Genomic DNA, 22,152 nt, shown 5'->3' with positions numbered 1-22,152 from the left:
TATCTAATTTTTTACTTAATTTACTGAATTCCAAAGTACTTCTTTAGGAGCATTGGCAATAAAAGTTAAAACTTCTTTTGAAACAGGATGCGTTATTACTAGTTTACGCGCATGTAAATGAATACCTCCATCTGGATTGCTTCGGTCAAAACCATATTTTAAATCCCCTTTTATTGGGCAACCAATCGCTTGCAATTGGGCTCTAATTTGGTGATGTCTTCCCGTATGCAAATCAATTTCTAACACATAATAGTTATCTAGTTTTTTGATAATTTCATAAGTAAGGGTAGCTGATTTACTTTCAGGAACCTCTTTTAAATGCGCTTTTGAAGTATTGTTTTTTGTGTTGCGTTTTAAGAAATGATGTAAGGTCTCTTTTTCTTTTGGTGGGCAATTTTTTACAACAGCCCAATATGTTTTTTGAGTTTCTCTATTTTTAAAGGTTTCATTCAAACGGGTGAGGGCTTTCGAAGTTTTAGCAAAAACTATAATTCCAGATGTAGGTCGATCTAAACGATGAACTACACCTAAAAAAACATCACCCGGCTTGTTATATTTATCTTTGATATATTCCTTGACGATTTCAGATAACGGTTTATCACCTGTTTTATCGCCTTGTACAATATCACCTACGCGTTTATTAATCACAATAATATGATTGTCTTCGTGAAGGATTTGAAGATTATCTTTTTTAGAAACTACTTTTTCTGTCAAAACTTTTTGTGTTCTTAATTTACTATTGAGATGCCTTCCTAGTATTGTTCACTAGTATTTGGAAAATCTTTAGACTTTACATCTTCAACATATTTACCAATAGCTCCTGTCATTTGTTCATATAAATCAAGATAACGACGTAAAAAACGCGGATTAAATTCGTTATTCATTCCTAACATATCATGAATTACTAAAACTTGACCATCAACGCCACCACCAGCTCCAATTCCAATAACTGGGATTGATATGCTTTTTGCTACCTTTTCGGCTAGATGAGCAGGAATTTTCTCTAATACTAATGCAAAACAGCCTATTCTTTCAAGCATTTTAGCATCTTCTAGTAATTTATCTGCTTCTTCGTCTTCTTTTGCACGAACAGTATAGGTACCAAATTTATAAATTGATTGAGGTGTCAATCCCAAATGTCCCATAACTGGAATACCGGCATTTAATATTTTTTTGATCGAATCTTTAATTTCGCTTCCACCTTCTAATTTTACAGCATGTCCGCCACTTTCTTTCATGATTCTAATTGATGAACGCAAAGCTTCTTTAGGATCAGATTGATAACTTCCGAAAGGTAAATCAACTACAACCAAAGCTCTCTCACAAGCTCTAACCACACTTGAAGCGTGATAGATCATTTGGTCTAATGTAATAGGAAGTGTAGTTTCATGACCTGCCATTACATTACTTGCTGAGTCGCCTACTAAAATAACATCAACACCAGCGCTATCGACAATTTTTGCCATAGTAAAATCATAGGCAGTTAACATAGAGATTTTCTCTCCGTGTTCTTTCATTTCAATAAGCGTTTTTGTTGTAATTCTTTTGTAATCTTTTTTTGCTACAGACATAATTTATTCTCTTTATCCTACAAATGTAATAAATGTTTATTTGTTTTACTGATTCAAAAAAATAAATAACGATTAATAAAAGTATGTTAATTTTTTAATTTAAATTTAGCTCAGATTTTTAATCGCCCCACAGATGATAACAATTCTACTTCTTGTTGCTTTATTCGGTTACTTAGCAGTGATTCTTGAAGCGCCTATTCGAATTAATAAAACTATAACTGCTATTTTAACTGGAGCACTGTGCTGGGTTGTTTTAGCTGTATTTAACGAAGGTGATCCGCATTAAGTATCTGAGAAATTAATTAGTTACTTTGGTGAGATTTCAGGCTTATTAATTTTCCTTTTAGGAGCAATGTCAATTGTTGAACAAATTGATTTACACAAAGGTTTTACTGTAATTACCCATCGAATTAGAACAAAATCTGTTTTAAAATTATTATGGATTGTAGGAATTGTGACATTCGTTTTATCTGCTCTATTAGACAATTTAGCAACCACGATTATTATGATTACGCTTTTGAAAAAGCTGATGCCTAAGGGCGAAATTAGAATGCTTTTAGCAGGAATTGGTAGTTATTGCAGCTAATGCAGGAGGAGCTTTTAGTCCTATAGGTGATGTAACTACGACCTTATTATGGATAGGAGGACAAGTCAGTGCTTTTGGTATTGTAAAAATTTTGATTTTACCTTCAATTATGGTTTTAGTAGTTCCCTTGATTTTTGCTGGTTTTAAAATGAAAGGATTTGCCGTTTTAAGAGCTCAAATTTCTATGGCCGAAGTAAAGCGAGAAGAAAAAATGCGCGGAAGCGTAAGTGTTTTTCTAGCAGGAGTTTTCGGTTTGGTAATGGTTCCAGTAATTAAAACAGTTACAGGATTGCCACCTTTTATTGGTATTTTAATATCATTAGCTTTTGTTTCTTTAGTTTCTATTAATTACCACAGAAATAAAACGCAAGAAGAAAAAGATAGGTTTTCAGTTGCATCAGCATTAGCTAAAGTAGATGTGAGCTCAATTTTGTATTTTATGGGAATCTTATTGATGGTTTTTGCCCTTCAGGAAGCTAAAATTTTATCTCAAATGGCACAATTTCTAGAGCATAACTTAGAAAGCAATAATGCCATGGTAATAGCAATTGGTTTCTTGTCATCTATAATAGATAATGGAAGTTTAGTGGCAGCAACTCAAGGAATGTTTTCACTATCAGAATACCCGCTAGATAATTCATTATGGAAATTTATTGCGTTATGTGCTGGAACGGGTGGAAGCATGTTGATTATTGGTTCTGCTGCTGGTGTAGCTATCATGGAGAAAGAAAAGATTACATTTATGTGGTATCTTAAAAATATTGCACCTTTAGCCTTCGTTGGATATATCGCTGGAATTGTAACTTATTTAATTCAATCGTATTTAATTCATTAAAAAAATGAATGATTGAAATTAATATTGGAATCGGCCATTGACGTAACTATTAATTTTTTGAAACAAGTTCGAAGTAGTAACTAGTACATCGAAATTATTACCCACAAAGAAGTTGCCGAAATACAAATCCAAAGTATAATACCTAGTAATAAAGGTTTAATTCCTACTGAAGATATTACCTTCATTGACAAACCACTTCCAATTAAAAATAAGGTAATTGTTAATCCGATTTTAGCTATAGTAGTAATATACGAACTGAACTGGCTTACCATCGGAATATACGAATTGGCTAACATCGCCAATACAAATAACCCAATAAAGTATGGAATTTTAACCTTGCTTTCCTTGCTTTTAAATAGTACGATAGATAGCAGTGAAATTGGAATAATCCATAAAGCTCTAGCTAATTTTACGGTTGTCGCTACTTCTAATGCTTCGGGTCCAAATTTTGCGGCGGCTCCAACTACTGAACTTGTATCGTGAATAGCAATTGCACACCATAAACCAAATTGAGAAGCATCTAAATTCACCAAATGTCCAATGAACGGAAAGACAAATAAAGCAATTGAATTTAAAATAAAAATTGTTCCTAAAGCTACTGAAATTTGTTTTTCTTCCGCTTTGATAGCAGGAGCAATGGCTGCAATGGCACTTCCACCACAAATAGCCGTTCCTCCCGAAATTAAAAACGACGTTTTCTTTTCGATTTTTAAAAGTTTGGATACTAAATAACCCAAAACAAAAGTCAGCATAATTGAAAACACAGTAAATATAAAGCCTTCTTTTCCCGCTTTTAAAGCACTATTTGCGTTCATTCCAAAACCTAATCCCACTACAGAAAATTTCAACAGAAGTTGGACTATTTTATTATTAGAAGATAAGAAAGGATGTCCAACAAATTGTGCAATTAGTAAACCTAAAAGAAGCGCAATTGGCGGTGATATAAAAGGTAAAAAACAAAGGGCTAAAACGGCAACAAAAATTATTTTTTGTGGAGTAATATTTGAATTGAAAATAGGTTTAGTTAAAAAACTACTGTTTGTATTTTCGGTTGATTTCATAAGTAAATCATTTAATTTTACGCTACAAAGTTGTTTCGAAAAAACACTAAAAGGAAATCGTTTCTACTAATATGCTATAACGAAAAGTTATACTGTTTTGCATAATTTAAAAATTCCGAGGCCAAGCTATCATTTTGACCTTGGGTTTGAATAAAGTAAAAATCTCGGTGAATTACTAGATCTTCAATCTCTACAATTTTTAATTCATTGTTTTTCAGTTCTCTAAAAATTGAATGTAAAGACAGAAAAGCACAACTTTCAGAATTCAAAAGGTATAACTTGATGCTTTCAGAACTTGCCAATTGCATTTCTACATTTAAATCGGCTAATTTTATTCCAAAAGGTTTTAGCGCGTGTAAAATCACTTCTAAAGTTCCAGAACCTGATTCTCTTAAAAGTAAAGGTAAATGAGGCAATTCTTTTGGATGAATTACTTCGGACTTAAATAAGTTGGAGTTTTGTTTACAAACTAAAACGAGTTCATCTTTTAAAAACTTGTCATACTTGAGTGTTCTTTTTTTAGACTGGCCCTCAATAATTCCAATATCTATCTTTTTTTCTAGTAAAGCACTTTCAATGTGTTCAGAATTATTTACAGATAGTGAAATTTGGATATTTTTATGCTTTTCTTTAAAACCTGCTAAAATTAGGGGTAGAATATTTTGCGCAATTGTTGTACTTGCTCCAATTCTAAGTTTTCCGCTACTTTCATTAATCAATAAATTCATATCAAATTCTAATTTTCGATATAATTCTATGATTTTTTCGGTATTTTTTAAAAGTGCTATTCCTGCGGTTGTGATTGAAATAGTATTACCATGACGTTCAAAAAGCTTGACTTTAAAATGATGTTCTAATTCTTGAATGTGTTTTGTAACAGCAGGTTGCGAAATAAATAACTCTTCTGAAGCTTTTGAAAAGTTTAATTTTTTCGCAACCGTATTAAAAACATGAAGTCTAAAGTCGAACATAGATTTTTAATTTTAACAATCCGCTAATCCAACAGCTACTGCTAACCCACCTTCAGAAGTTTCTTTATATTTTGTATTCATATCTTTAGCAGTTTCCCACATGGTACTAACTACTTTATCTAAAGGAACTTTTGCATTTAAAGCATCAGTTTCTAAAGCTAATTCCGCCGCATTAATTGCTTTTATTGCACCCATAGTATTTCTTTCGATACAAGGAATTTGCACTAAACCACCTATAGGATCACAAGTTAAGCCTAAGTGATGTTCCATTGCAATTTCTGCAGCAATTGTAACTTGAGCTGGACTTCCGCCCATAAGTTCACATAAAGCCGCGGCAGCCATAGCACTTGAAACGCCAATTTCTGCTTGACAACCACCCATTGCAGCCGAAATGGTAGCTCCTTTTTTGAAGATAGAACCAATTTCTCCTGCAACCAGTAAGAATTGTTTGATTTCTTTTTCTCCTGCTTCGTGATTCTCAATTACTAAATAATACATTAAAACTGCCGGAATAACTCCAGCGCTTCCATTTGTAGGAGCAGTAACAACACGACCTAATGCAGCATTTACTTCATTTACTGCCAAAGCGAAACAACTAACCCATTTTAAAATTTGTCTGAATTTAACTTCGGTCTGTCTTATGTTTTGTAACCATGAATAAGGACTGTCATAAGGTAAAACGCCTATTAAATTCTTATGCATGTCGTACGCGCGTCGTCTAACCTTTAATCCACCAGGTAAAATCCCTTCTGAATGACAACCGATGTACATACATTCTAACATGGTATCCCAAATTCGCATTAACTCACTGTGAATTTCTTCCTCAGGTCGGAGTGCCTTTTCATTCTCGTATACAATTTCTGATATTGTTTTGTTTTCTGCTTTGCAATAAGCTAATAACTCATCTCCTTTTTCAATAGGAAATGGAACTTCTTTTGCATTGTCATTATCACTTTTCTCTTCATTTTCTTTTACAACAAATCCACCACCGATAGAGTAGTAAGTCTCTGAAAAAGTCTCTGAATCAGTTGTTGCGGTGAAGATTAAACCATTGGCATGAAAAGGAAGAAAGCTTCGATTAAAAACAATGTCTGTTTCGTAACAAAACGGAATTATAATCTGACCTCCTAGGAATATTTCTTTCTTGTTTTTTATAGCAGTAATAATAACATCAATACTTTCTATAGGAATATATTCTGGATCTGCGCCACTCAATCCTAGCATCAAAGCTAAATCAGTAGCATGACCAATTCCTGTTAACGATAATGAACCGTATAAATCAACTTTAATCCCATTAACTTGATCTACTAAATCTCGCTTTTTTAGTTCCGCTAAAAACTTTTCAGCGGCGCGCCATGGACCTAATGTGTGAGAACTTGATGGGCCAACGCCAATCTTTAACATGTCAAAAACAGATATAAATTCCATCGTAATATTAATTTTATACTCACAAAGATACTTATTAAAACCAATTAAGATAATATTCTGAATCAAGTTTTTTTATTGTGATATTTCTCATAATTTGTAATAATAATGTGATATTTATTTTTGATTTAATGGTTGTTTTGACTCAATAAAGTATCTTAGCTTTTTTTAATAATCTCAGGTTTTATGGTGTTTGACTGAGTATTTAGTATTATTTTATGATGAATCTAAGTTATTGTTTAAAAGCCTATTTTCGGTGTAAAAAACCAATTAAATGTAATTATGTAGATTATTTTTCTAAAAAAAGTTGTTTTGTATTGTTTTAATTCCGTAGTATTGCATAATTATTAACCTATAAACTTTTTTTAACAATGAAAACAACAACAAAATTCGTTTACGCTTTGACAGGTCTTTTTATGTCAGGTTTAGTTTTATCTTGTTCAGACAATGAAGATGTTCAACCTGTAGATGCATCTGCAGAAACTATGGTTGGTCCAGTAGACGAACACGGTTCAGATCATGATGGTTCATGTTCTTATGTAGACAATGCTTGGGCATCATCTGCAAATCTTTACACTAGCTTACCAAACAGTGGAAGTACATCTGGTGCAGATTTATTAGTTTCACAAAACGTAGCTATTAAAACTTTCTGGAGAGGAAGTTCTGTTGCTGCGCCTTTATTTAGATTTGTTAGAGATTTATCTAACCCAAGATCTACATTTAACGCAATGTCTTATTCTAGTGGTAAAATCTATTATGGTGAAGAAATTTACAAATGGGCTAAAAACAGAGACGGATCTAATTTAATTAACGTAATGATCTTAGCTCATGAGTACGGTCATCAATTACAGTATGCTTACGGATTACCTTCTAGACAAGAAAACACTGCGAGAGCTGGTGAATTAGAAGCAGATGGTATGGCAGGATACTATTTAAGAAGAGGTTACGGTAAATCATCATTTGCTGCAATTGCAACTGCTTATGAAGCTGCTTCTGCAATTGGGGATTATGATACAAACAGCGGAGGACACCATGGAACGCCTGCACAAAGAAAATCTGCAGTTCGTCTTGGATTTTTATTCGCAGATCCACAAAATGCTAAGTTAACAGCAACTAGTTTTGATTCAAACTTCTTCTATTACTATAATGGTGTATTAAACGGAACATACAGAATGGCTCAACCAAGTTCTGTAACTCCAGAATTTCATGCTTTTATGTTAACACATATGGAAGAGCTTGGAAAAATTGCTAACGGTGAAATGTCAGATGAGGAATATAGAAACCTATAAGACTTTTTTATAAGATTTAATTAAAGGATTGCTTTTTTAGCAATCCTTTTTTTTGCGTACAATTTTCAGTAGATTCGCTAAGTAGTAGGAAGTATATTTTAGTTATTTTGTACGAATTTCATCAAACTATTATTAATATCGATAAAAATTTTCATCGATTTTTTCTTCTTTAATAATGTGTTAAAACTAATTAAGTTGTTTTTTTGTTGTTTCTAAAAAGTAGGTGTGAAAGTAATAAAAATGTTTTTAATTCGTTTTTTTCTTTTCGATTCTCTAAATTCGTCGATCGTATCATTGATTATAAGAAGTATTAAGGAAATAAAAATTCCGATATAGTGTGTTTATTTAAAAAAAGTGATTCAATATTACGGTCGAAATAACAGCGGAATATTTTGTGGCGATGTGCATTCTTTTTTATTAAATAATCGATTCCTGCTAGAAGATATTAGAAATAATAAATTTTATGGTCATTAAAAATATAGAGAATATGTTTAATATGCCTTTGAAGTAGATTATTTAAATCAAACTAGAAAAATAATTAGCAATCCAGACGGTTACACTAATTTAAGAAGCGATAAAAACGGAAATTCAAAAGTGATTAACAAATTAAAAGCGGGTACTTACGTTGAGTTTACTTATGCTACTGGAGATCTGTGTAAATAATTGAAGACTAAAAAACCTTTTTTACAAACACGGTTATATTCATAAATCTAGAATGGTTTTAAAATAATAACTTTTATTGAATTTGTAGCATACTATAATAAAGGGTGAAGTAGTGAAGTTAGTGCTGAATAATAAAAAAGATTTCCAATTTAGCACGCGCGAGTAAATCAAAAAGAAAAACTATGAAAAAAAATTTCTACAAAATTACAATGCTTATACAGGTTTTATTAATCACTGTAGTTTCTGTGTATTTTTTAATAAATGAACCTCCTGCACGCGAGCACATTATTAGAATTCCTTATATACATCCTTTTGAATTTTATTTCGTTTTAGAATTAGGTGGTATTTTATTGATTATTAGTGCTGTAGTAGCTTTCTTAATTGGTTTATTCGTAAACTCTAAAAGCAAAGACAAAGGTTTAAGCCAAGAAGTTGTTGAAAAAAGAGTTAGAAAAGAGAAATTTTGGAAACTAACTTGCTACGGGAATTTAATTATTTCGATGTTGATTGTAGCATTAGGCGTTTTCATCTATATAACCGCACCATTTGAAATGATTTTATATTATCCCTATAGGTTTAACGATTATCTTCTTCCAGTGTTAATAAGTCAATTCGTAGCGAGTTTCTTTGTTGGCGCTTTATTACTCAGTTCAAATTTATTATGGAATCAGAATAAGGCATTAGGAATAGTTACACTTATATTCGGCTTTGTCTTAGCCTTTATCCCCTTAATTTTGGGTGTAAAGTTGCAAATGGAATGTCATTATGAAAATGAAGCGAGATCATATGCAGGTTATATAGAAGAAGTGTTGACGGAAGTTACCGCTACTGAAGAAGCCGAGGATGAGTACGGAGATACAGGAGAGGAGTACGAAGAAAGTGGTGATGAGTATTATTTTTCGTTCTCAGATCTTTGGAACGAACCTTCTAATGACGAAGAAAATGTTAGAAGTGCAATCACTGAAGTAGCAACTGGTCTTTTGTTCGAAAATGGAAAAAATACTATAAACAAATTGAGGTATTATTCCGAATTCTATGCTGTAAATAAGAAGTTTTCTGAAAAAGAGGGTTCTAAAGGATATGGATATTTTAGAAAAATTAGTGCTAAAATTGCCAGAAATCCGGATGTTATGAGAGAAGCTTTTAATGCGTACAAAGATGTACTGTATGAAGTTGTTTCTGTGAAAAGTTACACTAAAAACGAAGTCGATTCTTTTATTGAAATTTTGCTATTGGCTTATTATGATATTTATTCGGACGAAAATCCGGAAAATACTTTAAATGCGATTTTTACTGTAATGGAAACCAACAGTAGAAACGGGGTAGAATACATTAATTACAGCGCTATCAAACCTTTTATTTCTGATAAAACGGAAAGTAAAATGGATGAATTCGTTTTTAATGATGAAAGTAAGTTATATAATGCAGATAAAATATGGGCGTATAGCTTTTGGGCAAGAAGAAAGAAGGAAGGAAACACACAAGTAGTTTTAGATATTTTAAATGAAATAAAAAAGCATTATGACCAATAGTAGTACTAATAACTTCTTTAAAATAAATGCAATCGTTGTTTTTTGCGCAACACTAGTAATGGCTGTCTTAAGTTATATGCTTTCTAGTCCTCATGGTTCAGAAAATTATACTTTAAAAGAAATTTGTATTTGGTTAGTTTTTCCTCTTTTCGCATTGATGATCGCTCTTTTATTTTCTAAAATTATTTCATCAATTCTTAAAACAGAAGAATCGCAAACAACTGGTGTAAGAAGTTTTACTACAGTGATTTGGAAAAATTTATTTATTTTCTCTCTAATTAATACAGTTATCTTGTTTTTATTAGTGCCAATTTTTTTCTTAATTCATGATTTAAAAACACTAAGAATATATCAATCCTTCGAAGATTTCAACGGTTTTGATTATCTAGTTTGTTGTGTTGCAACGGGCTATTTTTTTGGCACTTTATATTCAGTGGCAACTAAAAAGAAAAAAAGTAATTGGGCATTAGTAGGTTTTCTTTTGCTTCAAGGCTTGATTGTTAGCTATTTTATTGCGGTAAGCGTTAGTGCTTATTCAGATGAGCCAGAAACAGAGGGATATGCGCGTGCAGTAAATGAAAGTGAATATGATGAAACGCGGATGGTTGAGTCTGGGGATAGTCAAACATATTCGGAATCTGAATATACAAGATATCAAGACAGTATCGAGGCCTTGAACTATAATTTGCCTTTTGAAGATTTAAGTTCTTTAAAAACAGGTGCTTATTTTGCAGATTTGTGGGAAAATCCTTCAGACGATAAAGATAGTACGTTACATGTGTTGCTCAACGTTTTTAACGATTATATAATACTAAGAAAAGAGGGAAGCGTTGGTCATTTTATAGATGCGCCAAGAGACGTTAATCTTCTAGATGCTACCGTTAAGGTTATGAATAAAATGGGTAATGATCCTGTAAAGCTTGCAAGTGCATTTAAAAGTTATAGAGCAATGATTTACTATCTAATACCCGAAGAAATATACAAGGAATCGGGATTGAAAAATTTAACAGAACTGCTTCTTCAAACACATTATGAGTTATATGATGATGAGAAAAAGTTAGATGAGATTTATAACATAATGACCATGCCGCGTGATGATGATCGTCACTTTGGAAGAAATGATTATTTCATTGATTTAAAAGGATTTTTCTCAAAAAAAATAATCAAATCTGTGCAATCAAGTGCTAATTTTTCCACTTATGATTCTATACTTAGCGATTATAGTAAAGGTCAAGTTGTTTGGCTTTATACATTTTGGGCAAGAAGATACAAAGAGAATAATGATGAAGAGGTTTTTCAAATTTTGAATGAAATAAAGGAACATTACAATTAAAACAAAGCATTGATTTTCATATAGTTACGCTAAAGCGCGAAGTTACAAGCTTTCAATAAGTACAAATTATAGCGTTTACTTCCAAAATAAATAAGCCAGATAAAAGCATCTCAAAAACTACCAATTTTAATTTTTAGAGTTAACTCCTATTTTTTATTTCCGTCAAATTTCCAACTGTAAATAAAATAGCACGAACGAAGCCATTTAAATGAATGTATTTTGAAATTATTTTTCGGAAGATCTGCAACATATCGATAATAAATGCATTTTAACGACTTTTTTAGTACAAAAAACACAATGCACTTTCGAACTCAATATATTTTACTATTTTCGCTTACTAAAGCAAGTTTCTAATTTGCGAATAACAATTTATAATTCCTTTTTATGGCCATCAGTACTAAAATCAGTATCACTATTGGAGGTGAAACACTTACACGTTTTTCTAAATTAGTTATCAATCAAAAAGTGCATACGCACCATACGTTTTCTGTACTACAACCTTTGCCAAAAGAATTTGTAAATCAAGCGATAGATAAAGCACAAAGCTACATTGGTGAACCCATTAAAGTAGAGATTACAGCAACTAGTCTTGCAACTACCGCTCCTTTTGTATTTAACGGAATCATTACGGAAGCCCAAATGATTCGTACTTCTGGTGCTTCTGGAGGAATTATTATCAACGGTTATAGTCCTACAATTGTTATGGAGGGTATGCCCAAAACGTTATCATACGCAGAACAATCCTTGTCAGATATCGTGAAGAAAATCACATCTAATTATGGACAAAAGGAATTGCAACCAAGTATAAAAGTAAATAATGACGGGTCGTTGCCATATACCGTGCAATATCGCGAAAGCGATTTCGGATTTTTAGCACGCTTAGCCCAGAAGAAAGGGCAATGGTTTTATTATAATGGCGAAGAATTAATTTTTGGCCAACCCACTTCAAAGAATTTTACCTTAGAATATGGTCGCTCTTTGCATAGTTTCAATATCGAAATGCGAACTAAACCACTTGGATTAGAATACATAGGTTATGAATCTAAAAGTGCTGAGACGCAAAAAGCAAATGCATCGGAAGCTAATTACCAGCCGGAAGGCTATTCAAAAGTAGCATTCGAGCGTTCTCAAAAACTGTTTCCAGAAGCAGCAACAATGCTTTACACGCATGCTATTGAGGAAGGAAGCGCAAGAACACATTTAATGGATCGCGTTACGACACAATTGCATTCAAGAGCTTCAGATTTAGTTACGGCTAAAGGCGATAGCGATGAAACGGGTTTGCGTATCGGTGACGTAGTTTCAATTCAAGAACCCGCCTTTTCATTAACTGGAAATTTAGCAGACGGCTTACAAGAACAAAATTTCGGAAGTTATATTGTGACGGATATTACGCATGTGTGCGATGAATCTGGATCATATCATAATAGTTTTCAAGCAGTGCCACAAGATGTTTTGGCGCCGCCTTACGGAAATGTACACAGTCATCCGGTGGCAGATACACAAACTGCAACGGTTACAGATAACAACGACCCTGCAGGATTAGGAAGAGTGCAAGTAAAATTTGCTTGGCAAGAAGAACACACGCCTTGGATCCGAATGGCAAATCCACATGCAGGTTCTGGAAAAGGTATGTATTTCATACCCGAAAAAGGAGAAGAAGTGTTAGTGGCATTCGAAGCAGGAAATGCTGAAAAACCATTCGTATTAGGAAGTATGTACAACGGAAATGAAGTTTCTGGCTTCGTAACACCTAATAACGACAAAAAGGTAATTCAGACAAGATCTGGCGCAAATATACTTTTTGATGACGAAAAAGGAAGCATCACAATTACAGATAAATCAGGAAGCAACACAATTGTGCTTGATGGAACGGATACCATCACAATTACAAGCAGCAGTAACATTGCGGTGAGTAGTGATAATATTACTATTTCTGGTAAAAGCTCCGTATCAATAGATTCGAAAGTGGTTTCTATAAATGGTTCAGATAGCGTATATATAAATAGTGAAAAAGCTAGTTTGAGTTTAGCGAGTTCAGGAGGTAAAGCCACTTTATCTGGTATAGACTCAATGGTGGATGGAACGAATACCAGTACCGTAAAAGGGAATAGTAAAACTACCATTGATGCTACGGGACAAACGGTTATAACAGGCGCTATAGTAAAACTTAACTAGGGTTTTTTATGAAAATTAAAGAGTCAAATCCCATTCAACAAAGAATAGAACAATTAGGAGAAAAGTGGGAAGATACAAAAGACGATACAAACATTAAACTGGTTCGATTGCTTTATGAAAAGAACGAAGAGGAAATGATGGATTGTTTTTTTAATTATATGCTAGGTGTTGACACGGATGTGGATGATATTCCAGTTAAATTTGAAACGCTTTTTACAGATCAAGCTTCTTTTAGTACGGATTTAGTAACTGAATTAGCCGAAGTAATAGAAGTTTGGAACGCATCCAATAAAGGCGAAGGAATTGAAGATTTTAAGATTGACTTCGTGCTGGATAATCAGTACGAAAAACACCCGAACAAGGCGTTGCATTTTATTCATAATTTTTCAAATTGCATTGATTTATTAGGTTTAGAAGAAGATCAATATGGTGTTGCTATTATTACGGATACCTATTCAGAACCTAGCAAGTTAAAACAATGGTTGAAAGACGCTTTGAAAGTAATCGACAGTAAAAAAGTCAGAATCTTAATCGCAGAAGAAAATAGTTTTCCAATACATTTTGATGATTTTGATGAAAACAATAAAAAGGTAGTAACTATCGTTTGTGATCTAGAAATGGACAAAGCAATAGAACAAGTTGCGGCAATGGGAGATCCCAGAGATCCTGCCACTTCTTTTCGAGTAGAATTTACAAAAATGTATCAAGCTATCGAGAAAAGAAAAAAAGCCGAAACCGAAAAACATGGAAATAATTGCATTGGGATCGCACTGAAAAATGCTGAAAAAGATCCGTATTGGATTACCCAAATTGTAACCGTTTATACAGCGCTAAGCAACGACCAAATTGGACATAAAGATTTTAAAAAGGCAATTAAATTTGCTGATTTAGCGGTTACTGCAGCACAAAAATGTGAAGGTCAAATTGATGATGAAATCAGTTTACGCCTTGTAGGACAAACTTTATTGTACCGAGGTTCATTGTTTTGTCAAGAAAAGGAATGGTTTAACGCATCAACAGATTTTACAAAATCCGAAGAAAGTTATACCAAGTGCAGGGATGTGGTCATGGGAATTGAAAGTTGTCGCATGGCGGCTTATGCCTTTAATAAAATTGGCTATTCTAAAGAAGCAGCCGGTTATTTAACGAAAGGTTTTGAAATTTCAGAACACGCCACACCTGAAGTTGTAAAAGCCAGTAGTTTTCCCTTGCTGATTAATGCGCTTATGAAAACAGGAGGCGTTTCGCTTTCCATAGAACGAATAGAAAATCATCTTCAAACCATTTATGGAGACGGTTGGAAAGAATATATCGCTAACATCTATAATCCTGAGTTACAAAATAATCAGTAAAAAGAAAAAAAGCGACTCGTTTGTCATGCTGCCCCGAAGATTCGTCATCGTTGTAGCATCAAAAAATAAATCACGCCTCGTTTGTCATGCTGCACTCGTTTCAGCATCTCAATACTATAATAATAATATAAACAAAATAAAAAACAAAGTAGTAAACTACTTATAAACTCACATAAAACGTATAAACAATGGAAAAAATCGCAGAATACTTTCAAAACAATCAAGGAGACTTTGGGTATGTAATGATCGTTGTATCTCTTTTTTTTATTTTTGGTGCTTACAAAGACTGGGACTGGATTGTTGCTCCTGGTGGTGGAATGGGGACTTTTAATAGAACTTGGATGGCTAATAATTTTGGAAGAAAAACAGTTAGAGTTTTAATTTATATTGTAGCCGGAATTTGCGCTTTAGTAGGTGTTTTATGGGTTGCTTTATATAAGGTGAAATAATGAGTAGTGAAAACGATACAATTGGTGCAAAGATTAAGGGTAATATTACCGATAAAGCTACGCAAGCCAAGGATTCTTACGCAAGTATTGCAGATAAAAACAGTGAGGTTACCAGCCATAAAAATGCAACAGATTCGCAAAAGGCTATTAGAACCACGATCTCTGCTGCGGAAGGAGCATTAGCGACTTTTAATCATGTAACAAGCATTGGGTCTAATTTGTCTGAAGCAATGGTGATGCCTTTGCTAGAAAAATTAGCGGTCTTTAAAGGAGTAGCCATTTTACCTGTAGCCAAGCAAACAGATCCTGTAATGGGAATTGATGTGCACATGGTAACGATTCCACCAAGTCCGGCGCCAGTTCCCATGCCACATCCTTACATAGGAATGATGTTCAAAGCAGCAGATTTTGTTGCAACAGCTTTGGCAACGATTCTTCCTACGCCAGATTTAGCAGAACCGCTTGAAGAAGAATCTACAAGAGAAGATATAGGCGCAGCAAACACACAAGATGCTAAAGCGCTAGGTCATCAATTGGCAACTATAGCAATAGGAATGCTAGGTGCAACCGTTAAAATTGGTGGGTTTCTGCCAAGAGTAACCGCTTCAACGCCTTCTAAAGCAATCCCACATTTTCCTATGGGCGCTGGTTTTCACCCTGTGTATTCCAGAATGGTGACTAAAAATCATGGGCATGCCTTACTAGGTAGTTTATTTGTTTTAGCAGATGGAATGCCTTTGACAGGAGGTACGCCCCATTTACATAATGATTGTTGGGATATTGGGGTTTTTACACCGCATGATGTCAGCAATAAAGCAATAGGAATGAAGCTTTTTATTCCTAGTGGGATGATTATGCCTATTCCATCGGGGAAACCCGTATTAACAAATTTAGTGCCTTCGCCTATTAATCCGCTCTTTGTCATGAAGAGTTTGTTTAAAGGAGGTTTCGCAAAACTAAAGAGAAAAAATAAATCGTGTAATAGAGTTTCTAGAAAATTACACACTTTAAATAATAAATTTGGTGGAAATAAACTCGTTCGAAAAGCGATCCAAACCTATGTAGGACATCCTATTGACGTGGCGGGTGGTTTCTTATTTACGGATGAAGAAGATTTCTTTTTACCAGGTCAAATTCCACTTGCTTTTGAACGCATTTGGTACAGCTCCAGTGAATATAACGGACCATTAGGTTCGGGCTGGCACCATAGTTTAGACTGGGGAATTAAAATTGATGAAGCAACGCGTTTCGCTAACGTAAGAATGGGCGATGGTAGAGCAGCGCTTTTTGATAATATTCCCATAGAAAGCATCGACGAGCCAAGATACAACAGGTCCGAAAAAATGTTTTTAAACAAACATCAAGACGGCTTTTATTATGTGAAAGATCAGAACGGCTTGCTGTATAATTTTTCAAAAACAGCTTATCCGGCCAGGCAAAACGATTATTTGCTGACTTCTATTGCCAATACAAATGGTTTTGCAATCCGATTAAAATATGATGCAGTCGGAAATTTAATCGAGATTATTGACAGTGCATCAAGGGTGCTAGTTTGTACCAATAATGCCAAAGGCCAACTGGAGAAAATTGAAACTCAAAATCCAAGAAATGTTAATGAAAAAGCAGTTCTAGCAACTTATACGTATGATGAGGAAGATGATTTAATCCAACATAAAAATGCAGAAGGGTATTCCATGTTTTTTGAATATGAAAATCACTTGTTGCACAAAGAAATTTGGAGTAATGGCGCGGTTTTTCACTTCCGATATGATGGCGCACAGATTGGTGCTAAATGTATTGAAACTTGGGGCGATGGCCGACTTTTACATTATACTTTAGACTATCAAGAAAATACAACCATAGCCACAGACAGTTTAGGAAATGTCACCACTTACCACCATAGAAATGGTATTGTAATTGAAAAAGTAGATCCTAAAGGCGGCATTCATAAATCTGTATTTAACAGTTTTGATGAATTAGAGTACGAAATAAATGCGTTAGACCAGATAAAAGGGCAAACGCATGATGCTTATGGCAATGTCATTACGGCTACAGATACCGATGGAGCAACTGTTTTATTCGAATATTTTGATGGTAGTAATCCGTTTTTATTGACCGAAGCAACAGATGCTACTGGTGGTAAATGGATTTGGGAATATGACTATGCCGGAAATTTAGTGATGAAGCAAAATCCGGCTGGGGCCAAAACGCATTACGATTATCAAGACGGTCTGTTGTATAAAATTACGAATACAGAAGAGGCAGTCACACATTTAGAACATGATGAATATGCGCAGCTGTGCAGAATTATCTTCCCAAATAATACGACTGAAGAAATTAAGCACGATTATTTTGGCAACAGCATTTTACAAAAAGATGTCAAAGGCAATGAAATTAGCAGGAAGTTTGACAAATTAGGCCGACCTACTGAAGTGCGATTACCGGATGGCAACCTGCAAAAAATGACTTATGATGCGCTAGACAACATCATTTATTACAAAGATCAGCAAGAGCAAATAGAAATGCGTTACAACGCCATGGGCAAGTTGCGCACAAGAACACAAAACAAAGCTACTTTAGAATTTAAGTACGATACCGAAGGGCAACTGAGAAACGTAATTAATGAGAAGGAAGAGTTTTATACCTTTGTGTATGACGCCAATGGAGAAGTAGCCCAAGAAGTTAGTTTTGATGGTATTACAAAGACTTATGAGCGCAACAGTATCGGTTGGGTAGAAAAGCAAACCAAAAACAAACAACACACCATTGTTTATGAACATGACGAAGCCGGCCGAGTACTTAAAAAAACATACAACGACGGTTTTGTAGAATGTTTTGATTATAAAAACGGACAGCTTGTTTTGGGTGCAAATCCAAACAGTTCAGTGGAATTTGCCTACGACAAAGCCGGAAATATGATTGCTGAAAAGAGCAATGATGGCACGGTAGAAAGCGAATACACAAAATTAGGCCGTCGTTCTGGATTGACAAGCAGCATGGGTGCGGTCATCAATATGGAGTACAACCTCATGGGCGATATTGTAACGCACCAAGCCTCGGGCTGGGAAAGTAAAACAATACACGATGAATTTGGTTTAGCAGTAGAACAACATTTGCCAGGAAATATAAACAGCAAATGGGAAAGAGACAGCATCGGACGCATTAAAAAGCACCGAGTTGCCAGTAAAAGGGCCACAAAAATACAACGCACCTATTATTGGGGTGTAAACAATCGTTTGAATCAAGTTGATGACAACAATTCAGGACTTTCTTCTTTTGAGTACGATGGTTGGGGTAATTTAAGCAAATCACATTATCAAGGAGGAGTGGCACAATTGCGAAATCCAGATGAGGTAGGAAACCTTTTTGTAACCAGCAATAGAACCGATAGAACTTATGGCACAGGAGGCAAGCTTCTTAGAAATAAAGGCGTTTATTACCAGTATGACGATTTAGGGAATTTAGTTTTAAAAACGAAACGACTTATTACCTTACAGAATGAACTGCCACCGATTTGGAAATTAGGAGATTGGCTTTATAGTTGGCAAGAAAACGGCATGTTAGCTTCAGTGCGCAGGCCAGATGGCGCAATCATATCGTTTACCTATGATGTGTTTGGGCGAAGACTTACCAAGAAGTTCAAAAGTACTACAACGCATTGGCTTTGGGACGGAAACAAACCACTGCACGAATGGAAGACTTTTGAAACCAAAGACGCACTCACAGAAGATACGATAACTTGGGTTTTCAACGAAGATGATTTTTCACCGGTTGCCAAGTTGCGAGGTGAAAAAAAATTCAGTATTTTAGCGGATCATTTAGGAACTCCTACACATTTATTAAGTGAACAAGGCGACACCATTTGGGAAGGTTCATTAGACAGTTACGGAAAACTACGCATTGACAAAGGGGAGATTGGTTCATGTCCTTTCCGTTATCAAGGACAATATGAGGATGTTGAAACAGGTTTATATTATAACCGTTTTAGATATTACGATCCTGAGGAAGGAAGATATATAAGTCAGGATCCGATTGGGTTGATTAGTGGTGAGCCGAATTTATATGCTTATGTTCATGATCCGAATGGGTGGTTGGATGTTTTTGGGTTAAGTTATGGAGATTTGGGTAAACTTAATAGCAAATTAAGTGCATTAGAAAAAGCTTCATCAAATGCAGCTAACACACGAGTATTGCCTGATGGAAGAACACGTTATTATGGAGCAGAAAGAGCATCTCGAGCCCCTGGACCTACAAGAGGAGCTTCTTATGTTACCGAATATGATCCGAAAACAGGAAATGTTCGTTCTTGGATGGAAAGTTATGACCATTCAGGAAAAGTCAATAGGGTTCATCCAAAAATGGTTAATGGAGTTCAAGTCGACCTACCACATTATCCACCAACGAAAGCTGATATAGATGCAGGAAAAGCAACACCTTCAGGAAAAGCAATAAAAGGATGTCATTAGAAAAAAAAATTAAAGAAGATTTTATAAAAGGATTGAAATTAATAGTTAAACAAGGGTATAATCCAGAAATAGCTACCAAATATGCTTTTGATTTTTATTTAAATAATAAAATAACAGATAAAATATTATATGAAGTGGTTGAGGATATTATGATAATTGATTCAGGACCCGAATTTGTATTAACCGAAAAAGAACTAATTACTTTGGTAAAAGACAAATTAAATATAAATATTTCAGAGATAATAGATTAGAATAATTGACAGCTAAAAATTAAAGCATAAAAAATTAAAAGTCACAGCGATAGTTGTGGCTTTTTCTTTGCTCAAAGTTTTCGTTAAAAAGCTACGCTTTTTTAATGAAACTCTTTGTTTTTAATTCTAAAAAGCAAAGGTTATTAAAAATTACAATTATTGCTCCCGATAGCAAAGATTTGCAATCCGTACCCACAAACATTCTAATGACAATAAACTCCAGCCATCCGAAGTCTCCCCACTTCGGATTTGCTTTATTTAGGAGCCTGCTAAAACAAACCAGATGGCGCAATCATATCGTTTACCTATGATGTTTTTGGGCGAAGACTTACCAAGAAATTCAAAAGCACTACGACCAATTGGCTTTGGGATGGAAACAAACCACTACACGAATGGAAAACATTCGAGACCAAAGACGCACTCACAGAAGACACAATAACTTGGGTTTTTAACGAAGATGATTTTTCACCGGTTGCCAAGTTGCGAGGTGAAAAAAAATTCAGTATTTTAGCAGACCATTTAGGAACTCCCACTCACTTATTTAGTGAACAAGGTGATACCATTTGGGAAGGTTCATTAGACAGTTACGGAAAACTACGCATTGACAAAGGCGAAATAGGTTCATGTCCTTTTCGATATCAAGGACAATATGAGGATTTAGAGACAGGACTTTATTATAATCGCTTTAGGTATTATGATCATGAGGAAGGAAGGTATATTTCTCAAGATCCAATTGGGTTGATTAGTGGTGAGCCGAATTTATATGCTTATGTTCAAGATCCTAATGGATGGGTTGATGTTTTTGGGCTAGAAGGTATTACGTCAACAGTTGGAGATTTGAGATCAGCACGGTTGAAAGATGCTCATCATGTTATACAAGATGCTGCAGTTCGTGATTTACCAGGTTATGACACAAACAAGGCAAGGGGAGTTCAGCTAGAAGGCCCATCTACACAAAAAGGAACACCTCATTATGAAGCAACACTAAGTCAAAGAAGTGCGGGTGGTGGAACATATGGTGCTGAAAGAAGAATAGGTTATAAGGCTTTAAGAAAAGCAGGATTATCAAGATCAGATGCAAGGGCTGCTATTTTTGAATCCGATAAATATTTTGAATCAATTGGAGTAACAAAAGATACTAAAACTCGCAAAGTAGGTAATAGAAGATGTAGCTAATTAAAACTTGATAAATGGGACATAAATTAAAAGATTATGAAGATATTATTGCGGAATTGGTATACAATATAGCAAATAATAAATATAATATCATAAAAGAAAAAGGCCAAAATGGTCGAGTAAATATAGACGATTTAATAGATGTAATTCAGCAATATGATTGTACTATAGTGCCATTACCTGAAGAAGCGTTTTCTCTAGCAGAAGTATTTCAAGTAAAAGATGAAGATATTTTAGATGTTTACCTACCTCTTTGGACAAAAGAAGAAGGAAGAAGTGATTTAACAATATCTTTATCATGTTTAACTAAAAATGGGGAAAAAACGATTATAATTGAAGATTTAGGCGTTTTATAAATTTACATATCTAGCTCTCCGAAGTATCCCGATTTCGGATTTACTTTATTTAATAGCTTATTAAAATACAGCCGATAACGCAATACTTACCTATATGGCGGATTTCCAATCCGTGCCAATAAAGATGTTTACAATAATAAACCCAGCAATCTGCTGGGTTTGTTGTTATCAGTTAAATTTAAGACGCACTCACAGAAAACACCATAACATAATCCTATAACGAGTATGATTTTTCACCAGTTGCCAAGTTGCGAGGAGAAAAAAAAATCAGTATTTTAGGAGACCATATGTTTTTGGATCTTAATTTAAAAAAAAATGGAATATAAATTACGATTAAATAAACAAATAGTAAGTGAAGATATTAGAAGTATTCATTCCTTATTAAAAACAAATGGCTATCAAGATGTATTAACTGACAATGAATTCTCTATATGGATTCCATATGAAAATAAAGAATGGGGAGATCGATTTTTATTAGAGTTTAAAAATAGTAAAGATGAAGGTTATTTATATGTTGATTCAGATAGAACTTCTAGAAATGAAATTATAAATATAATTGAATCATTTTTTGAAGATAAAATAATTTCATTTGATGAATGTTAATTTACCCCCTGCTATGCGAAGTCTACCCACTTCGGATTTACTTTATTTAACAGCT

General features: G+C 34.2%; 20 protein-coding genes. 15 read left to right on the top strand and 5 right to left on the bottom strand.

The annotated features are described in order from the left end of the window. Positions 1-15: 15 nt before the first annotated feature. On the bottom strand, positions 16-714 hold the full coding sequence (locus ACFSX9_RS10900; protein ID WP_379807553.1) for an RluA family pseudouridine synthase: 699 nt from the start codon (positions 712-714) through the stop codon (positions 16-18). 38 nt (positions 715-752) lie between these two features. Continuing rightward, the gene (panB, locus tag ACFSX9_RS10895) at positions 753-1,571 is read right to left on the bottom strand and encodes a 3-methyl-2-oxobutanoate hydroxymethyltransferase (protein ID WP_379807551.1); all 819 of its coding nucleotides are present in this window, start codon (positions 1,569-1,571) and stop codon (positions 753-755) included. Between the two features lie 133 nt (positions 1,572-1,704). On the opposite strand from panB, the gene ACFSX9_RS10890 reads away from it, so the two are divergent. From ACFSX9_RS10890 to ACFSX9_RS10880, 3 genes are all read left to right on the top strand, one after another. Beyond that, positions 1,705-1,857 (top strand): hypothetical protein, encoded by a 153-nt coding sequence (locus tag ACFSX9_RS10890; RefSeq protein WP_379807549.1) that lies wholly within the window; start codon positions 1,705-1,707, stop codon positions 1,855-1,857. Positions 1,858-1,923: 66 nt separating this feature from the next. Next, positions 1,924-2,157, top strand: coding sequence for a hypothetical protein (locus ACFSX9_RS10885; protein WP_379807547.1), 234 nt, complete (start codon positions 1,924-1,926; stop codon positions 2,155-2,157). Beyond that, positions 2,138-2,992 (top strand): SLC13 family permease, encoded by an 855-nt coding sequence (locus tag ACFSX9_RS10880; RefSeq protein ID WP_379807545.1) that lies wholly within the window; start codon positions 2,138-2,140, stop codon positions 2,990-2,992. The genes ACFSX9_RS10885 and ACFSX9_RS10880 overlap by 20 nt, the downstream gene beginning before the upstream one ends. Positions 2,993-3,072: 80 nt before the next feature. Here the strand turns inward: ACFSX9_RS10880 and ACFSX9_RS10875 are convergent, their stop codons facing one another. From ACFSX9_RS10875 to ACFSX9_RS10865, 3 genes are all read right to left on the bottom strand, one after another. Next, positions 3,073-4,053, bottom strand: a complete 981-nt coding sequence (locus tag ACFSX9_RS10875) for a YeiH family protein (RefSeq protein ID WP_379807543.1) — start codon at positions 4,051-4,053, stop codon at positions 3,073-3,075. 74 nt (positions 4,054-4,127) lie between these two features. Continuing rightward, the gene (locus ACFSX9_RS10870; protein ID WP_379807541.1) at positions 4,128-5,024 is read right to left on the bottom strand and encodes a LysR substrate-binding domain-containing protein; all 897 of its coding nucleotides are present in this window, start codon (positions 5,022-5,024) and stop codon (positions 4,128-4,130) included. Positions 5,025-5,036: 12 nt separating this feature from the next. After that, positions 5,037-6,452, bottom strand: a complete 1,416-nt coding sequence (locus ACFSX9_RS10865; RefSeq protein WP_379807539.1) for an L-serine ammonia-lyase — start codon at positions 6,450-6,452, stop codon at positions 5,037-5,039. Positions 6,453-6,820: 368 nt separating this feature from the next. Between ACFSX9_RS10865 and ACFSX9_RS10860 the strand changes: the two genes are divergently transcribed. From ACFSX9_RS10860 to ACFSX9_RS10805, 12 genes are all read left to right on the top strand, one after another. Further along, a complete protein-coding gene (locus ACFSX9_RS10860) occupies positions 6,821-7,738 on the top strand; it encodes a neutral zinc metallopeptidase (protein ID WP_379807537.1) in 918 nt (305 codons plus the stop codon). Between the two features lie 845 nt (positions 7,739-8,583). Further along, complete coding sequence (locus ACFSX9_RS10855; protein ID WP_379807535.1) at positions 8,584-9,933, top strand: Asp23/Gls24 family envelope stress response protein; 1,350 nt, start codon at positions 8,584-8,586, stop codon at positions 9,931-9,933. Further along, on the top strand, positions 9,923-11,266 hold the full coding sequence (locus ACFSX9_RS10850) for a hypothetical protein (protein ID WP_379807533.1): 1,344 nt from the start codon (positions 9,923-9,925) through the stop codon (positions 11,264-11,266). The genes ACFSX9_RS10855 and ACFSX9_RS10850 overlap by 11 nt, the downstream gene beginning before the upstream one ends. A 384-nt stretch (positions 11,267-11,650) precedes the next feature. Beyond that, a complete protein-coding gene (locus tag ACFSX9_RS10845) occupies positions 11,651-13,444 on the top strand; it encodes a type VI secretion system Vgr family protein (protein ID WP_379807531.1) in 1,794 nt (597 codons plus the stop codon). Positions 13,445-13,452: 8 nt separating this feature from the next. Further along, a complete protein-coding gene (locus ACFSX9_RS10840) occupies positions 13,453-14,796 on the top strand; it encodes a hypothetical protein (protein ID WP_379807529.1) in 1,344 nt (447 codons plus the stop codon). Positions 14,797-14,984: 188 nt separating this feature from the next. Then, positions 14,985-15,245 carry an Imm17 family immunity protein gene (locus ACFSX9_RS10835; RefSeq protein ID WP_379807527.1) on the top strand — a complete coding sequence of 87 codons (261 nt, stop codon included), beginning with the start codon at positions 14,985-14,987 and terminating at the stop codon, positions 15,243-15,245. Then, complete coding sequence (locus ACFSX9_RS10830) at positions 15,245-19,711, top strand: RHS repeat-associated core domain-containing protein (RefSeq protein WP_379807525.1); 4,467 nt, start codon at positions 15,245-15,247, stop codon at positions 19,709-19,711. Before ACFSX9_RS10835 ends, ACFSX9_RS10830 begins: the two co-directional genes overlap by 1 nt. Then, positions 19,702-19,962 (top strand): hypothetical protein, encoded by a 261-nt coding sequence (locus tag ACFSX9_RS10825; protein ID WP_379807523.1) that lies wholly within the window; start codon positions 19,702-19,704, stop codon positions 19,960-19,962. Before ACFSX9_RS10830 ends, ACFSX9_RS10825 begins: the two co-directional genes overlap by 10 nt. Before the next feature lie 283 nt (positions 19,963-20,245). Beyond that, the gene (locus tag ACFSX9_RS10820; protein ID WP_379807521.1) at positions 20,246-20,401 is read left to right on the top strand and encodes a hypothetical protein; all 156 of its coding nucleotides are present in this window, start codon (positions 20,246-20,248) and stop codon (positions 20,399-20,401) included. 41 nt (positions 20,402-20,442) lie between these two features. Continuing rightward, complete coding sequence (locus tag ACFSX9_RS10815) at positions 20,443-21,138, top strand: RHS repeat-associated core domain-containing protein (protein WP_379807519.1); 696 nt, start codon at positions 20,443-20,445, stop codon at positions 21,136-21,138. A 14-nt stretch (positions 21,139-21,152) separates the two neighbouring features. After that, positions 21,153-21,494, top strand: a complete 342-nt coding sequence (locus tag ACFSX9_RS10810) for a DUF7668 domain-containing protein (protein ID WP_379807517.1) — start codon at positions 21,153-21,155, stop codon at positions 21,492-21,494. Between the two features lie 315 nt (positions 21,495-21,809). Beyond that, the gene (locus tag ACFSX9_RS10805; RefSeq protein WP_379807515.1) at positions 21,810-22,097 is read left to right on the top strand and encodes a hypothetical protein; all 288 of its coding nucleotides are present in this window, start codon (positions 21,810-21,812) and stop codon (positions 22,095-22,097) included. The last annotated feature ends 55 nt before the right edge of the window (positions 22,098-22,152 follow it).

This window comes from Flavobacterium ardleyense (assembly GCF_042686085.1).
Taxonomy (GTDB): domain Bacteria; phylum Bacteroidota; class Bacteroidia; order Flavobacteriales; family Flavobacteriaceae; genus Flavobacterium; species Flavobacterium ardleyense.
This window is presented reverse-complemented; position numbering and strand designations above follow the sequence as displayed.

What these genes read in the sequence shown, in the direction of transcription:
- panB (WP_379807551.1), bottom strand. Translation starts at nt 1,571, where the DNA reads ATGTCTGTAGCAAAAAAAGATTACAAAAGAATTACAACAAAAACGCTT.
- ACFSX9_RS10890 (WP_379807549.1), top strand. Translation starts at nt 1,705, where the DNA reads ATGATAACAATTCTACTTCTTGTTGCTTTATTCGGTTACTTAGCAGTG.
- ACFSX9_RS10885 (WP_379807547.1), top strand. Translation starts at nt 1,924, where the DNA reads ATGTCAATTGTTGAACAAATTGATTTACACAAAGGTTTTACTGTAATT.
- ACFSX9_RS10875 (WP_379807543.1), bottom strand. Translation starts at nt 4,053, where the DNA reads ATGAAATCAACCGAAAATACAAACAGTAGTTTTTTAACTAAACCTATT.
- ACFSX9_RS10870 (WP_379807541.1), bottom strand. Translation starts at nt 5,024, where the DNA reads ATGTTCGACTTTAGACTTCATGTTTTTAATACGGTTGCGAAAAAATTA.
- ACFSX9_RS10865 (WP_379807539.1), bottom strand. Translation starts at nt 6,452, where the DNA reads ATGGAATTTATATCTGTTTTTGACATGTTAAAGATTGGCGTTGGCCCA.
- ACFSX9_RS10860 (WP_379807537.1), top strand. Translation starts at nt 6,821, where the DNA reads ATGAAAACAACAACAAAATTCGTTTACGCTTTGACAGGTCTTTTTATG.
- ACFSX9_RS10855 (WP_379807535.1), top strand. Translation starts at nt 8,584, where the DNA reads ATGAAAAAAAATTTCTACAAAATTACAATGCTTATACAGGTTTTATTA.
- ACFSX9_RS10850 (WP_379807533.1), top strand. Translation starts at nt 9,923, where the DNA reads ATGACCAATAGTAGTACTAATAACTTCTTTAAAATAAATGCAATCGTT.
- ACFSX9_RS10845 (WP_379807531.1), top strand. Translation starts at nt 11,651, where the DNA reads ATGGCCATCAGTACTAAAATCAGTATCACTATTGGAGGTGAAACACTT.
- ACFSX9_RS10840 (WP_379807529.1), top strand. Translation starts at nt 13,453, where the DNA reads ATGAAAATTAAAGAGTCAAATCCCATTCAACAAAGAATAGAACAATTA.
- ACFSX9_RS10835 (WP_379807527.1), top strand. Translation starts at nt 14,985, where the DNA reads ATGGAAAAAATCGCAGAATACTTTCAAAACAATCAAGGAGACTTTGGG.
- ACFSX9_RS10830 (WP_379807525.1), top strand. Translation starts at nt 15,245, where the DNA reads ATGAGTAGTGAAAACGATACAATTGGTGCAAAGATTAAGGGTAATATT.
- ACFSX9_RS10825 (WP_379807523.1), top strand. Translation starts at nt 19,702, where the DNA reads ATGTCATTAGAAAAAAAAATTAAAGAAGATTTTATAAAAGGATTGAAA.
- ACFSX9_RS10820 (WP_379807521.1), top strand. Translation starts at nt 20,246, where the DNA reads ATGGCGCAATCATATCGTTTACCTATGATGTTTTTGGGCGAAGACTTA.
- ACFSX9_RS10810 (WP_379807517.1), top strand. Translation starts at nt 21,153, where the DNA reads ATGGGACATAAATTAAAAGATTATGAAGATATTATTGCGGAATTGGTA.
- ACFSX9_RS10805 (WP_379807515.1), top strand. Translation starts at nt 21,810, where the DNA reads ATGGAATATAAATTACGATTAAATAAACAAATAGTAAGTGAAGATATT.